Origin of the sequence: Streptomyces sp. NPDC058045, assembly GCF_042885635.1 — a bacterium.
Lineage (GTDB): Bacteria > Actinomycetota > Actinomycetes > Streptomycetales > Streptomycetaceae > Streptomyces.
The window spans coordinates 1-12,837 of record NZ_JBHVRR010000008.1 but is presented as its reverse complement, the minus strand read 5'-3'; the positions used below and the strand labels follow the sequence as shown (position 1 = coordinate 12,837).

At 71.1% G+C, this 12,837-nt stretch carries 16 protein-coding genes; 13 read left to right on the top strand and 3 right to left on the bottom strand.

Annotated elements, in window-relative coordinates; genetic code table 11:
- Positions 1–8: 8 nt before the first annotated feature.
- The 11 genes from ACFVST_RS07290 to ACFVST_RS07240 all read left to right on the top strand — a co-directional run bounded on the left by ACFVST_RS07290 (position 9) and on the right by ACFVST_RS07240 (position 9,593).
- Entirely contained in the window at positions 9–1,436 is a 1,428-nt protein-coding gene (locus ACFVST_RS07290; RefSeq protein WP_390147753.1) for a hypothetical protein, read from the top strand.
- A gap of 1 nt (position 1,437) precedes the next feature.
- Entirely contained in the window at positions 1,438–2,586 is a 1,149-nt protein-coding gene (locus ACFVST_RS07285; protein WP_390147751.1) for a phage tail protein, read from the top strand.
- 2 nt (positions 2,587–2,588) lie between these two features.
- Positions 2,589–3,515, top strand: a complete 927-nt coding sequence (locus ACFVST_RS07280; RefSeq protein WP_390147749.1) for a hypothetical protein — start codon at positions 2,589–2,591, stop codon at positions 3,513–3,515.
- A 14-nt stretch (positions 3,516–3,529) separates the two neighbouring features.
- Positions 3,530–4,153: a hypothetical protein gene (locus tag ACFVST_RS07275; protein WP_390147748.1), complete on the top strand. Its 624-nt coding sequence runs from the start codon at positions 3,530–3,532 to the stop codon at positions 4,151–4,153.
- Between the two features lie 15 nt (positions 4,154–4,168).
- Positions 4,169–6,151, top strand: a complete 1,983-nt coding sequence (locus ACFVST_RS07270; RefSeq protein ID WP_390147746.1) for a right-handed parallel beta-helix repeat-containing protein — start codon at positions 4,169–4,171, stop codon at positions 6,149–6,151.
- A 65-nt stretch (positions 6,152–6,216) separates the two neighbouring features.
- Entirely contained in the window at positions 6,217–7,110 is an 894-nt protein-coding gene (locus tag ACFVST_RS07265; RefSeq protein WP_390147744.1) for an N-acetylmuramoyl-L-alanine amidase, read from the top strand.
- Positions 7,110–7,328 (top strand): holin, encoded by a 219-nt coding sequence (locus tag ACFVST_RS07260; protein ID WP_390147742.1) that lies wholly within the window; start codon positions 7,110–7,112, stop codon positions 7,326–7,328. The genes ACFVST_RS07265 and ACFVST_RS07260 overlap by 1 nt, the downstream gene beginning before the upstream one ends.
- Positions 7,329–7,342: 14 nt before the next feature.
- Positions 7,343–7,672 (top strand): hypothetical protein, encoded by a 330-nt coding sequence (locus tag ACFVST_RS07255; RefSeq protein WP_390147740.1) that lies wholly within the window; start codon positions 7,343–7,345, stop codon positions 7,670–7,672.
- Complete coding sequence (locus ACFVST_RS07250; RefSeq protein ID WP_390147738.1) at positions 7,669–8,340, top strand: collagen-like protein; 672 nt, start codon at positions 7,669–7,671, stop codon at positions 8,338–8,340. Before ACFVST_RS07255 ends, ACFVST_RS07250 begins: the two co-directional genes overlap by 4 nt.
- Positions 8,341–8,572: 232 nt before the next feature.
- Positions 8,573–9,214, top strand: a complete 642-nt coding sequence (locus tag ACFVST_RS07245) for a DUF433 domain-containing protein (protein ID WP_390147737.1) — start codon at positions 8,573–8,575, stop codon at positions 9,212–9,214.
- The gene (locus ACFVST_RS07240; protein ID WP_390147735.1) at positions 9,198–9,593 is read left to right on the top strand and encodes a toxin-antitoxin system, toxin component, PIN family protein; all 396 of its coding nucleotides are present in this window, start codon (positions 9,198–9,200) and stop codon (positions 9,591–9,593) included. Before ACFVST_RS07245 ends, ACFVST_RS07240 begins: the two co-directional genes overlap by 17 nt.
- 130 nt (positions 9,594–9,723) lie before the next feature.
- Here ACFVST_RS07240 and ACFVST_RS07235 read toward each other — a convergent pair whose 3' ends face one another.
- Both ACFVST_RS07235 and ACFVST_RS07230 read right to left on the bottom strand, forming a co-directional pair.
- Entirely contained in the window at positions 9,724–10,179 is a 456-nt protein-coding gene (locus ACFVST_RS07235) for a GNAT family N-acetyltransferase (RefSeq protein WP_390147734.1), read from the bottom strand.
- Complete coding sequence (locus ACFVST_RS07230) at positions 10,169–11,359, bottom strand: helix-turn-helix domain-containing protein (RefSeq protein ID WP_390147732.1); 1,191 nt, start codon at positions 11,357–11,359, stop codon at positions 10,169–10,171. The genes ACFVST_RS07235 and ACFVST_RS07230 overlap by 11 nt, the downstream gene beginning before the upstream one ends.
- A 177-nt stretch (positions 11,360–11,536) precedes the next feature.
- On the opposite strand from ACFVST_RS07230, the gene ACFVST_RS07225 reads away from it, so the two are divergent.
- Entirely contained in the window at positions 11,537–11,953 is a 417-nt protein-coding gene (locus ACFVST_RS07225; RefSeq protein ID WP_390147731.1) for an ATP-binding protein, read from the top strand.
- Complete coding sequence (locus ACFVST_RS07220) at positions 11,950–12,129, top strand: hypothetical protein (protein ID WP_390147729.1); 180 nt, start codon at positions 11,950–11,952, stop codon at positions 12,127–12,129. The genes ACFVST_RS07225 and ACFVST_RS07220 overlap by 4 nt, the downstream gene beginning before the upstream one ends.
- Before the next feature lie 83 nt (positions 12,130–12,212).
- On the opposite strand, the gene ACFVST_RS07215 is transcribed toward ACFVST_RS07220, so the two are convergent.
- Positions 12,213–12,440 carry a helix-turn-helix transcriptional regulator gene (locus tag ACFVST_RS07215; protein WP_390147727.1) on the bottom strand — a complete coding sequence of 76 codons (228 nt, stop codon included), beginning with the start codon at positions 12,438–12,440 and terminating at the stop codon, positions 12,213–12,215.
- Positions 12,441–12,837 lie beyond the last annotated feature (397 nt).

Below are 12,837 nucleotides of genomic sequence, written 5' to 3'. Positions count from 1 at the left end.
GGCCCCGTATGCCGATGATCGTGGATCCGTCCGCGCCGCAGATCACCCCGCCCGCCACCATCACGAGCCCCGACGGCTGGCTCACAGCCGTCATCGATGAGCGGTGGGCGGGGGTGGTGCTGGCATACGACGCCGCCACCGCGGCGACCGCGCGGAACCTGGTCCTCAACCCGTCGTTCGAGTTGACGTTCACCACGGGCACCGCCGGTTTCGGCTCCAACAACACGCGCTCCCGCGTGAACACGGGAGCTGTCATCGGTTCCTACGGTGTGCAGCACGCCATCAGCGCGGCCGGGGCCGCGGGCGGCACCTCGTGGACCATCGCCCCCGCGGCGGCCGGCCAGACCGTCCAGGTCGGCGTGTACGTCAAGATCCCCGCCACCGGCGTCGCCGCGCTCGAACTGTGGTGGCGGGCGGGTACCACGACCCTGCACACGGTGCCGGTCCTGGCGCAGGCCACGCCCGGATCGTGGGCCCGGGTCTCCGGCTCCTACACCGTCCCCGCGGGGCAGGTCTGCGACCGGGTCGCCGCCGTCGCCACGGCGAGCGCGGCCGGGCCGGTCACCTGGTGGGCGGACGCGGCCATGGCGGAGATCGGCCCCGAGCTGCACGACTACATCGACGGGACCCTGCCCGGATGCGCGTGGGAGGGCGCCCCGCACGCCTCGACCTCGGTACGCCTCTCATCGGCGCCGCGGCTGACTGAGATCCGCCGGGTGCGCATCACGCGCCGCGACCCCGGCGCCGAACCGGTCCCGGTCCGCTCCGCCGACCCCGCTTGGGCCGTCGAGGGCGTCGGGCAGGCATACGACCATGAGGCCCCCCTCGGGGTGCCGGTGGTCTACACGGCCACCCCGCAGTACGCGGACGGGAGTTGGGGGCCGTCGACGTCGCTCGGCCTGGTCGTGCCCGCCCCGGCCACCGCCGAGACCAAAGACCTGTGGATCAAGTCGGTCGATGAGCCGGGGCTGTCCATGCGGGTCATGCTCGGCGCGCCGCAGGGCACCAGCAGCGCCGGCCGTCAGGACACCGCGCCCCGCACCGGCACCCCCTACACCGCCATCGCCTACGACACCGCCTCCGCACCGTCGGAGACCGTGTCGGTGGACGTCCTCGCCGACCAGATCGAGCAGTTCCGCCGGCTGATCCGCTCCGGGGTGCTCCTCGCCCAGGTCCGGCCGGGCTACCGGACACCGGACCGGTATTTCGTGCCCGCCGATGTGGGCGAGACGCCCACCGGAAAACTCGGCAGCACGGGCGGCTACACGGTCACCTTCGACATCGTGCCGACCGAGCGGCCGGACACGGCCGGGCAGCCGATGCGCGCCCCGGGCTGGTCGTATGACGCCCTGTCCACGGCGTTCGGGACCTACGACGCCGTCATCGCCTCGTACAGCAGCTACGCGGCCATGGCGACGAACGGCGCGGTGACCTGACGTGCTGCCCATCCCGCCCGCGGTCCTCGCCGCGCTGGGGCAGGCCACCGCCCGCCCGGTCCGCGCCGAGTGGTCCAACGACGGCGGCCAGACGTGGGCGCCGTGCCGGTTCGGGGCCGGGAACGTCACCCCGGACCGGACCGCGGAGGTCCGCTACAGCGCAGCCGTCGAACTGCTGGACGCACCCCGCGGCCGGGACGGCATCAACTCCATCTCGACCCGGATCCGCCTGCACCAGGGCCTCGGCACACCCCGCCGCGACACCGTGTGGATCCCGGCCGGGGTGTACGTCATCGACCGCCTGACCCGCACCCGCCTCGGCGTCTCCCTCGACCTGCTCGGCCTGGAGGAGATCGTGCGCGGCGACTCCTTCCCCGTCGCCCGCACCGTCGGCCCGGACACGGCGAAGGTCTGCGCCGAGCAGTTGGTCGCCGAGTCGCTGCCGGGGCAGGCCATCGCCTGGCGGGCGGGCGTCGACCCGCAACTCACCCTGCCCGCGGTCGTGGTCGATCAGGACCGGTGGGCAGCCCTGTCCGGCGGCGACGACTCCGCCGGCGCCTCCACCGGCATCGCCCCGGCGGTGGCCGCCGAGGTGTACCTCGATGCCCGCGGTGTCCCCACCTTCGCCCCCGTGCCCTCCCTCACCGACCCGGTCGTCTGGCGGATCCCCCGCGGCCTGGCCACCGCCGAGCCGGCCTACGAGGAGTCCACCGACAACCTGATCAACCTGTGGTCCGTCACAGGCGACGCCGGCGACGGCTCCACGCCCGTCGGCCCGGTGTACGCATGGGACGACGACCCCAACTCCCTGACCTACGCCGGGCCCGACCCGGTGAGCGATCCGAGTGCCCCGGCCCGGCTCGGCCTGCGCGGCGTCCGAGTGCGCTCCGCCCGCTACAGCTCCGCCCTCATCACCACCGCCACCCAGGGCCAGGACGTCGCCAACGCGCAACTCGCCGACTCCCTCGGCGTCCAGTCGACGTTGTCCTTCACCGCGGTGTGCAACCCGGCACTGGAGCCCGGCGACGTGGTGGAGCTGGAGATCACGGACGGGGTGTGGGAACGCCACCTGATCGACTCCTGCCCCTACACGCTGGGCGGGGTGTCAATGACCTGTCAGACCCGCACCACCACCCGGAAAGGGGCGTGACCATGGGCGTCCGCGACCAACTCGGCAAGGACCTGGACACCCGCCGGGCCGCGGCCGGCGGCCTCCAGACCGTCTCCGCGACCGTCTTCGACGTCACCGAGACCGGCACCGTCAACCTCACGATGGACGGCGCCGAGGTCTACGGCGTCGCCTGCACCGACGCCTACCGCAACCGCAAGGCCGGGGACGTGGTCGCGGTGCGCCGCGGCTCCGTGCCCGTCGTCCTGTGGCGCCTCGGCGACGACCCGGCCGACATCGAACAGGCCGCCATCGAGGAGACCGCCGTGCAGGCCGCCCTCGACGCGCAGGTGGTGCGCGCCGCGACCTACGGCACCAGCACCCCGGCGGGTAGCGGCTGGCAGGCCGCCTCCGCCGTCTACGTCCGCAAGGTCGACGGCCGGGTAGAGGTGTATTTCCAGGTGGGCGACGCCTCCGACCCCTCACCGGGGACCCCGTCCGTGCCCAAGCCGAAGCCAGTCAAAGTCACTGCCACCTCGGCCAGCTCGTGGCGGGGAGGCCGGCCGGACGACTACGCCTCGACCCCCGTCCAGGGCGATTGGACCGGCGGCGGCAACCGCCGCGGCGCATGGTTCTACGGCACGCGGATCGCCGCAGCCTGCGCGGGCAAGACCGTCGCCAAGATGACGGTGCAGTTCTCGCGCAAGGCCGGCGCCGGCGCCAAGGCGAAGCGACCGCTGCACCTGTACCTGCACAACTACACCTCGCCGCCGTCCGGGCAGTTGGAAATCCGCTCCGGCCCCGAGGAACTGCTGTCCCTGTCCGCGGGCGCGAAGGGCACCGCGACCCTGCCCAAGTCCTGGGCCTCCGCGCTGGCTTCCGGTTCGGCCCGCGGGCTGGCCATCTACGCCTCCGGCCGGGCCGACTACATGGCCGTCACCGGCGGCACCCTCACCATTATTTTCTCCTGAACGGAGGCGCCCGCGTGGCGACCATCGGATACGCCCAACTCCCCGTGCCCGCGGGCGGGGACAGCCCCACCGTCCCCGCCCACCTCGCCCACCTGGCCGACGCCCTCGACCCGCACCTCGTACAGCACGTCCAGAACCTGGCCGACCGCACCGCGCGCCTGGCCAACGCCCCACTCCAGACCCTGGCCATCGCCGCCGACGGCACCACCTGGATCAAAACCTCCGCCGACACCGACACCTGGATCACCCTCTACGAGCCGCTGGAGACCTGGCGCACCCTCACCCTCGCCGCCGGCCACGAGTCCGCATCCCCCACCCCGCAGATCCGCCGCGAGGGCCGACAGGTCCACCTGCGCGGCCGGGTGCAGCGCACCGACGGCGGGCTGATCGGCACCACCAACAGCGCGGTCCTGGCCAACGTCCCCTCCGACTGCATCCCCAAGCAGCTCGCCGCGTTCGCCGGCGGCTCCAGCATCACCGGCGACCCGATGACCGGCGTGTGCCGCGTCGAGATCACCAGCCCCTCACAGGCCGTCGGCGCCGGCCTGGTGCAGATGTACTCCCAGGACGGATCCCAGGGCGGCGGCACCATCGGCACCCAATGGGTCGACATCTCCGGCTCCTACTGGCTCGACTGAAAGGAGACCGCCCCCGTGGCGCTCTACACCTTCGGCGGCGTCCCCGAGGACGTCCTCACCGACACCGCCGGCAACACCATCCCCGACTACCCCGTCCTGGTCCGCACCGCCGGCACCGGCGCCGTCGTCTCCGCCCTGTTCGAAGCAGACGGCGACCCGATCTCCACCCTCCGCTCCAACCCGGCCGACAGCGACACCCCCGGCGCCGTGCGTACCTTCCGCACCGCCGACGTCCCCGAGATCGAGATCGAATACACCGGCCCCTCCGGGCAACCGGTGCGCTGGTACCGGGCCGCCCGCGAACTCCCCGCCGGCGCCCACCAGGCCGCCACACAGGCCCTGAACCAACTGGCCACCCGCCTGGACACCGCGACCACCGAGCCCCAGACCGTCGCCGGGCCGGTGACGTTCGAGCAGCCGATCACCGCACCGAACCTGGCCGCCAGCGACCTGGCCGGCGCCGGGCTGTTCGTCGTCAACGGCGCGGCAGGCGACGGCACCACCGACGACCGGGCGCCCATCCAGGCCGCGCTAGACGCCGCACGGGACGCAGGCGGCGGCACCGTCATCATCCCCGGCGGCCACACCTACGCCGTCTCGTACTTCCTCATGGCCTCCGACAACACCGTGATCAGCGCATACGGGGCGACCATCAAGGCCACCGGCAACACGGGCCTGTTGAGGAACTTCCTCAGCTCGGAGACGTTCACCGGCTACGACGGGCACTCCAACATCCAGGTGCTGGGCGGTATCTGGGACGGCAACGCGGCCGACGGCAACGAGGGCACCGTCACCGCCAACACCGACGTCCTGAACTTCATCCACTGCCGGAACATCACCGTGCGGGATGCCGTCATCCGCAACACCAGCTCGGCACACGCCCTGGAGTTCAACTCCACCAACGGCGGCACCGCGGAGAACTGCCGCTTCGAGGGCTACCGCGATAACTCCGGCACCAGCGCAAGGCAGTTCAGTGAGGCCGTGCAGCTCGACCTGGCCGTCTCCGGGTCGTCTTCGATCGGCGCGTTCGACAACACGGCCTCCCGCAACATCCGCATCGACGGCTGCTACTTCGGCCCGTCCGCCCGCCTCGGCGCCTTCGGCCGCGCCGTCGGCTCCCACACCGTCCGCAAGGACGTCTACTACGACAACGTCCAGATCACGGACTGCCGCATCGACGGCGCCCTCCAGGACGGCATCCGCGGCTACGGCTGGCGCAACACCGTCATCACCGGCAACATCATCACCGGCACCGGCATGTCAGGGATCAAGCTCACCGTGCCCGACCCGGCGGTGGCCGGGTACACCCTCACCCCGCGCTCGGTGACCATCGCGGACAACATTATCGACAGCAACGCCAGCGAAGCCGGCGTGCGGATCGAGGGGGCCGGTGCGGCCCTCATCTCCGACGCGGTCGTCCAGGGCAACAGCATCACCAACTCCGGCTCCGTCGGCGTCCATCTGGAGTCCGCGCCCCGCGCCACAGTCACCGGGAACACCGTCCGCGCCACCGCCGGGACCGGGATCCTGGTGCAGCACAGCGACGACGCCACGGTCACCGGGAACACACTCCGCGCCACCGGATCCAATGCCATCAACTTCACCGGCAGCACGGCCGGCACCGCGAGCGGCAACACCGTCGACACCACCGGCAGCAACTTCGGCGTCTTCGCCGGACCGGACGGAGCGACCCCGGCCGTCAACTCCACCGGCCTCCTGATCACCTGCAACAACATCAGCGCGGCGGCGTCCTACGGCATCCGCCTCTCCACCGCGGCGACCGGCTGCACCATCACCGGCAACAAGATCCGCAAGGGCGCCGGGACGACCACCGGCGGCATCAGCCTGGCCGCCACCGCCACCGGCGCCGCCATCGCCGGCAACGACCTCACCGGCAACGGCTGGACCGCGGCCACCGCACTGTCCCTCTCCACAGCAGCACCCCGACTCGACTGGGCCGGCGGCATAACCTCACCCGGCCACAACCTCGTCGGCTGACCCCGCCGCGCCACCACCCGCCCCGCGCCCACCCGGCCGGGGCATTCCCATGTCTGGAGTGGCCCATGGCTACACCCCTGTCCCCGGACCGCATGGTCGCCGCGCTGAAAGCCGAGGGCGTCCGTGTCGTCCAAGTCGGTAACTGGCGTACCCACAACCGCAACTCGCGGGGCGCGTGGGGCCCGGTCAACGGGTCGATCGTGCACCACACCGTCACCCGCGGTACCGCGTCTACCGTTGCCCTGGTCCGCAACGGGCACAGCACCCTGCCCGGCCCCCTCTGCCACGGCATGATCGCCAAGGACGGCACCGTGCACATGGTCGGCTGGGGCCGCACCAACCACGCTGGCGGCGGCGACCCCAAGGTGCTGCAGCACGTCATCAACGAGGACTACACCGGCCAACTCCACCCCACCCGCGGCAACTCCAACGGCGTCGACGGCAACGCCCACTACTACGGCTGGGAATGCGAGAACCTCGGAAACGGCCAAGACCCCTGGCCGGCCGCCCAGTACGACGCGATCGTCCGCGTCCAAGCCGCGCTCTGCCGCGCCCACGGCTGGTCCGCGAAGTCCGTCATCGGCCACCTGGAGTGGTCCAGCGACAAGGTCGACCCCCGCGGGTTCGCGATGACCACCCTGCGTGCCGATGTCGCCGAGCGCCTCAAGCACCCCGCCGGCTGGAACCCCAGCGGGAGCACCACCCCGACCACCCCCGACACGCAGGAGGACGACATGCAGCTCAACGACCAGGTCGGCATCGGCGATTGGATGCCGCGCCGCTGGCCCGACGACAAGGGCCTGAAGGACAAGAAGATCTCGGTGGAGACGGCCCTCGGCTCCGCCTACGGCCACTCCCGCGTGGCGCATGAGGGCGTGGACGCCCTGCGCAAGGAGGTCGCCGCGGTCACGGCGCAGCTCGCCGAGGTGCTGGCCCTGCTGAAGCAGGGCCGCGCCTGATGGCCGCCACGGTGGAGAAGAAGGTCAAGGCCGCCACCGGCGCATCGTTCGCGGTTGGCATCCTGATCGCCGTACTCAACGGTGCTGTGGCAGACGAGTCGTTGCTCGGGCCGCTGCCCGCGTGGCTCCAGGCCATCGTCCTGGGAGGCGGCCCCGGCCTGCTCACGTTCCTCGGTGGCTGGCAGGCCAAGCACACCCCGCGCCTGCCCGTCGACTGACCAGGAGGTACCGCGTGGACGTTGCGACGCTCGGCGCTATCGGCACCATCGCCGTCGGGCTCGCAACGGCCGCCGGTGCCGCCTACGGCAAGCGCGGCGAGAACCGGAACGCGGCGGCGTCGGGAGCGGTCACCGGCTACGGACAGCTCGTCAACGACCTCCAGGAGGAACGCGACACGCTCCGCGAGCGGCTGGCCGACACGGAGCAGCGGTTGATCGAGGCGTACCGCGATCTGGCGGACGCCCGTGCGGAGAAGAGCGAACTTCTCTCGCAGATCCATGAACTCACGGGCGAGCGCGAACGCCTGCGCGCGGAGATCGCCCGGCTGGGAGGACACCCGTGACAACGCACGCTCAACCGTCGCTGCTCGCCAGGCGGTGGCGCTCCCTCATGCTCGCCGCCGTCCTCCTGGTCCTCTCCGGCGCGGTGCTGCTCGTGTGGCTGCGCATCTCCGCGGAGGCCCGCCGCGCGGACCAGCTCGCCGCGGAGGCAGCACGCCGCGGCACCGCGGTGAGCACCCTGGCTGGCGACGTCCGCACGCTGCGTGCCCAGGTCCGCGACCAGGGCGGGACCCCGGCCGTGCCAGACCCTGCGCGGGCGGTGGCGGATTTGCCCGACCGAGTCGACGCGGTACCCGGCACCCTGGGCGAGCGCGGCCCGGCCGGACCGCAGGGACCACGCGGGGAGGCCGGCGCCCACGGCCACAACGGCGCCGACGGAGACACCGGGGCGCCGGGGCGTGCAGGCGATACGGTCACCGGCCCGCCAGGCGCCCCGGGTCAAGCCGGCGAGTCCATCACCGGCTCGCCGGGTCCGGCGGGCGCCGACGGGAAGGACGGCCGGGACGGCAAGGACGGTGCCCCCGGCCCGACTTGCCCCGACGGCTACACCCTCCACCCCCCGCCGGGCGACCCCGACGGTCTCATGTGCAGACGCGACAGCGCCCCGCCGCCCGACCCCGATCCGACCAGCAGCCCGCCCGCGGTCCTCCTCGACCGCCGCCGGTCGTGAAGCGTGCCCCGTCCCGGCTGAGTGCCGGGACGGGGACCTTCGTCATGCCTGAGCCGCGGCAGTTTTCACGGACCTCCGTGAAAACCCCTCTGAGCTTGAAGCCCAGCCCAGGCACTGCCACGGGCAGGTCAAGGGCACCCTCCCCGCCCGCCCCTGCGTCGGCTACTGTTCACCACTCGCGCCCCTGCCGCGAAGAGGCACACTGGGCAACAGGACAAGGGAGGTGGTGAGCGTGCTCGACACCGTGAAGGAGCCCATCCTCACGCCCAAGGAAACCGCCCGCCACCTGGGCATCAACGAACGCACCATGTACCGGTGGCTCCACGAACAAGCCGCCGGCGAACCCCTCGTCCACTCCGTCACCCCGACCAAGCAGGGACACCCGAACGTACCGTTCGTCGCGGTCGTCGAAGCCTACGTACTCCACTCGCTGCGCGACCTCGGCGTCCGCCTGGACAAGATCCGCCAAGCCGCAGAGAAGGTCCGCAACACCTTCGACGAACCCTACGGCCTCGCATCCCAGCGCATCGCCACCGACGGAGTCGACATCTTCGTCGACTACGCAGGCGACCTCGCCCGCGCACACGACGGCCAGCGCCCCATCCGCGAGGTCATCCAGGACTACCTGAAGTACATCAGCTGGGACGACAACTACCTACCGGCCCGTCTCTACCTGCCCAAGTACGAGGACATCCCAGTCATGATCGATCCTCGGTACGGGTGGGGAACCCCCGTCGTCGAGGAGAACAAGATCCAGGTGGACGCGATCCTCGGACTCTGGCAGGCCGGCGAAAGCCTGGAGACAGTCGCCGACGAGTTCGACATGACCGCAGAGCAGGTGGAGGCCGTCTGCCGGTATGCCACCGCCGCCTGAGTTCTTCATCGACCGCAACTTCGGCAAGCAGATTCCCCGCCGCCTACGGGAAGCCGGGTGGCGCATCCACCTGATCGCCGACTTCTACCCCGACGACGGCGAGCACATCGGAGACTCCGAGTGGATCGCTGAAGGATGCCGCCGCAACTGGGTGCCCTTGTGCAAGGACGGCCGCATCATCGGCCGCGACCACGAGTTCCAACCCGTCCTCGACCACAAGGCCGTGCTGTTCTACCTCAACAACCAGCAACTGAACATCCAGCAGATGTTCGACGCCCTCCACGGCGCCCATGACGCCATCCACCGCGCACTCACCCACCCCGGCCCCGCCGCCTACGCCATCACCCGCTACGGCAAACTCATCAAGAAACGGCCCTGACACGCCCTTGATCACTTTGTGGACACCCACAAAGTGATAGATGCCCGCAGACCACCCCGCCCGCAGTCCTCGACCGCCGCCGCACCTGACCACGACAGTGCCCCCGCACGGCCCGGCGGGGGCGCCTTTGTCATGTCTGGGGGACGACGGGTGTCCTGTAGAACACCTTGCCCTGGTGCTGCTCAACCCCGAGCGCTTCATAGAACGCGAGCGCGGCCGGGTTGTCCGTGTCCGCGGTCCACTCGATCCGCGAGCACCCGAGCACCGCCGCCTCAGCACGGAGCGCTGCCATCAGCGCACGGGCCGCGCCACGCCGACGCCCACCCTCACGAACGAACAGCTCCTTCAAGTACAGCGACGTGTCCGCGCCAGCCGCTGGCCAGAGCTGAGAGTACGACGCCAGCCCCAGCACCGTGTCTCCGTCGCGGGCGAGCAGCACGGTAGCCGCAGGCCGGTCGCTGAACAGGGCGGCGTGTATCTGGTCGACGTCACCGGGAACCGGTTCGCCGCCGTAGTACGCCTCGATCTCCCCGAGGATGGCCGAAATGACGCCCGCATCGGACGGCGTCGCCTTACTAATTTGCACTTGCGCGCTCCGCATCACCCGAGGGCAGCGCGATGATCTCGCGCAGCGCCCGCACCTCGTGCACCCCACGTGCACCAGGCGGCACACTATCCACGACCTCCCGGGCCCGGTAGACGATCAGGGCGGTGCGATGCTCGGGCCGCAGGCCGAGCAGCGTCCGTGCCGCCTGGTCCGCAGCCCCCGCCGGATCACCGGCCGCCGCCGCGCACATGGCCTGGTCCAGCGAGACCAGCGCACGATCCATCCGCTCCGCGACCGGGTACAACTCGGCGGCGCGCTCCAACTCGACGCGCGCCCGCCCCAAGTCGCCGAGATGTACGAGCGCGTTCCCAGAGTGGAAGCGGAGCTGGCTCTCGCTGTACCCGAACGCCGAGCCGATCTGCTCGTCGGCGGGCAAACGAGCGAGCGCGACCTCCGCTGCATCGAGGGCGGCAGCCACACGGTCCGCGTCGCCGAGCCGAGCGTGTGCCCGAGCCTCCAGCGGAGCGGCCAGAGCTGGGCCGACACACGGTAGGCCGCCCGCCAGCTGCTGTGCACGCGCCGCCAGTTCGAGCGCGGAGTACAGGTCACCCCCGTAGTACGACTGGTACGCCTCCTGCGCGTACACCCACGACAGGGTTGCCCGGTCGTCGGCTGCCGCTGCTGCCTTGCGTGCGGTCCGCCACCACGAGTTGGCCCTCTCGTCCCCCAGCTTGAGGAGCGTGAGCGCGGTGAGACCGGACATGCGGGCCGCTGCGATCAGGAGGTGTCGCCGCGCAGGCGCCGGGTGCCGGCGGGTGAGCAGCACCCGCAAGTCCTGGAAGTCGCCGATGAGTTCGGGGAAGTGCGTACCCTCCGGCCGGTAGCGGGTGGCGCGCCCGTGCCGGTCGACGGTCCACTCAATCTCGTCCAGGCTGCTGTCTGCGAGCGGGCCCGTGGCGAGCATCTCGTCGAGCCCGGCTTGGATCGCGTCGGCTTGCTCCAGAGGCGTCACTCCCGGCCGCACGGCCGCGAGCGCGACGAGTTCGCCGTCTGCGCAGAGCGCGTCGTCGAGGGCCTGCGCAGTCTGCATCGCGGGCTGCCGCCGACCGTGCTCCAGGTCTGACACATAGCTTTTGCCGCAGGATGCGAGTTCTCCGACGGCACGCAGGCTCCGCGTGCCCCTCAGACGGCGAAGCGCCTCACCGAAGGTCTCCGCCATGGCCCCCACCTCCATTGTCCGCTCCATTGCGGACGTCAGCGGACATGCGACTCCTAGCGATTGCTGCCCGTGCACACGACGCTACACACACGAGGGCCTGAGCGCGGATCAGAATGCGCACCCCGGCAGCCGTTCGAGCGGCCCCGGGGCTTGGCCGATCTGAGAGAGCAGACCGACATGCCGCAACCTACAACGCAGGCCCGCAGAACCGGGCACCCCGGCTACAGCGAGACCCTGCCGAGAGCACCCCAGAGCGCCGCGGCTGCCCGCCGCCTGCTGCGTACCGCCTGCGCGGTCTGGGGACTGGACGACTTGGCCGAGGACGGGGCGCTGATCGTCTCGGAGTTGGTGGCCAACGCCGTGCAGCACGCCTGTCAGGGGTCCATCCGCGTGGTGGTGGAGCGCCCCGCCACACGCACGGTGCACATCGCCGTGTCGGACTTCTCGCGGGCGCGGCCCGTGGAGCGTGAGTCGGGCGAGGGTGACGAGGACGGGCGCGGCCTGTTCCTCGTGGCTGCGCTGGCGGCGGACTGGGGTACGGAGGAACGGAGTTGGGGCAAGATCGTTTGGGCGACCCTGGGGGAGCGCGGGTGACCACCGGAGAGACCCCGCGCCGAAGCACGGCCCGCGCCCACCTGTCGCAGTTGATCGAGATGTTCGGCACGGACGGATGCCTGCGGATCAGCACGACCCCCGAACCCGACGCGACCGGATCGGCCCCGGCCCTCATCCCCGGCGCCGGGGATGAGGACGACGACGAGCAGACGTAGACCACCCCGACGGAAGCGGGCGCGTACCCGTACCGTCGCCATAGCCGCCCCGGCCGGTGTATCCCCCGACGCCGGTCGGGGTCCTACACGAGATCACGGAGCGGGACATCGAGAGCGCGCGCGATACGGAGGAGGTTGTCGATGCTCGCGGCTGCGTGGCCCTGTTCGATGCGGTTGATGGTCTGTCGATCCAAGCCGGCCAGCTCGGCGAGGCGTTCCTGCGTCAGGCACCGGTGGAGGCGCACGGCCCGGATACGGTTGCCGATGGCCCGCCGGGCGGTGAGGATCCAGGGCTGCGGTGGAGCGGGCACCTGGTCAACGGTGACGTGATCACGAATCTGCGTCTGTATCGTAGACCGTACATTTCTGGATCATCGATTCAGAACCCGATACCCGATCACACGTTCGAGTAAATGCGCGGGCCGGCATTGCGCCCCGCGGCAGCCGAACCAAGCATGGCGAACGACGTCCCCCACAGGCTGGCCCCGTCCCTGTGCTCCCCAGGCGAGGGACGAAGGCCAGCAGCGCCCCCGGCATCACGCCGGGGGCGCTGCCATGTCCTGGCCTTCAACAAGCCCTGTTCCCATGGGAACAGAGAAGCCCCCTCACGCCCTGTTTTTACCGGGCTGTTTGAGGGCCGCTTCTTCGTCGGGTTTCGGAGCCGGGTTGGTCCGTTCGTGGTGGGGATGGACCGGTGCAGGGTGGTGG

Coding starts and splice junctions, on each gene's coding strand:
- ACFVST_RS07290 (WP_390147753.1), top strand. CDS start 9: ATGCCGATGATCGTGGATCCGTCCGCGCCGCAGATCACCCCGCCCGCC.
- ACFVST_RS07280 (WP_390147749.1), top strand. CDS start 2,589: ATGGGCGTCCGCGACCAACTCGGCAAGGACCTGGACACCCGCCGGGCC.
- ACFVST_RS07265 (WP_390147744.1), top strand. CDS start 6,217: ATGGCTACACCCCTGTCCCCGGACCGCATGGTCGCCGCGCTGAAAGCC.
- ACFVST_RS07260 (WP_390147742.1), top strand. CDS start 7,110: ATGGCCGCCACGGTGGAGAAGAAGGTCAAGGCCGCCACCGGCGCATCG.
- ACFVST_RS07240 (WP_390147735.1), top strand. CDS start 9,198: ATGCCACCGCCGCCTGAGTTCTTCATCGACCGCAACTTCGGCAAGCAG.
- ACFVST_RS07230 (WP_390147732.1), bottom strand. CDS start 11,359: ATGGCGGAGACCTTCGGTGAGGCGCTTCGCCGTCTGAGGGGCACGCGG.
- ACFVST_RS07225 (WP_390147731.1), top strand. CDS start 11,537: ATGCCGCAACCTACAACGCAGGCCCGCAGAACCGGGCACCCCGGCTAC.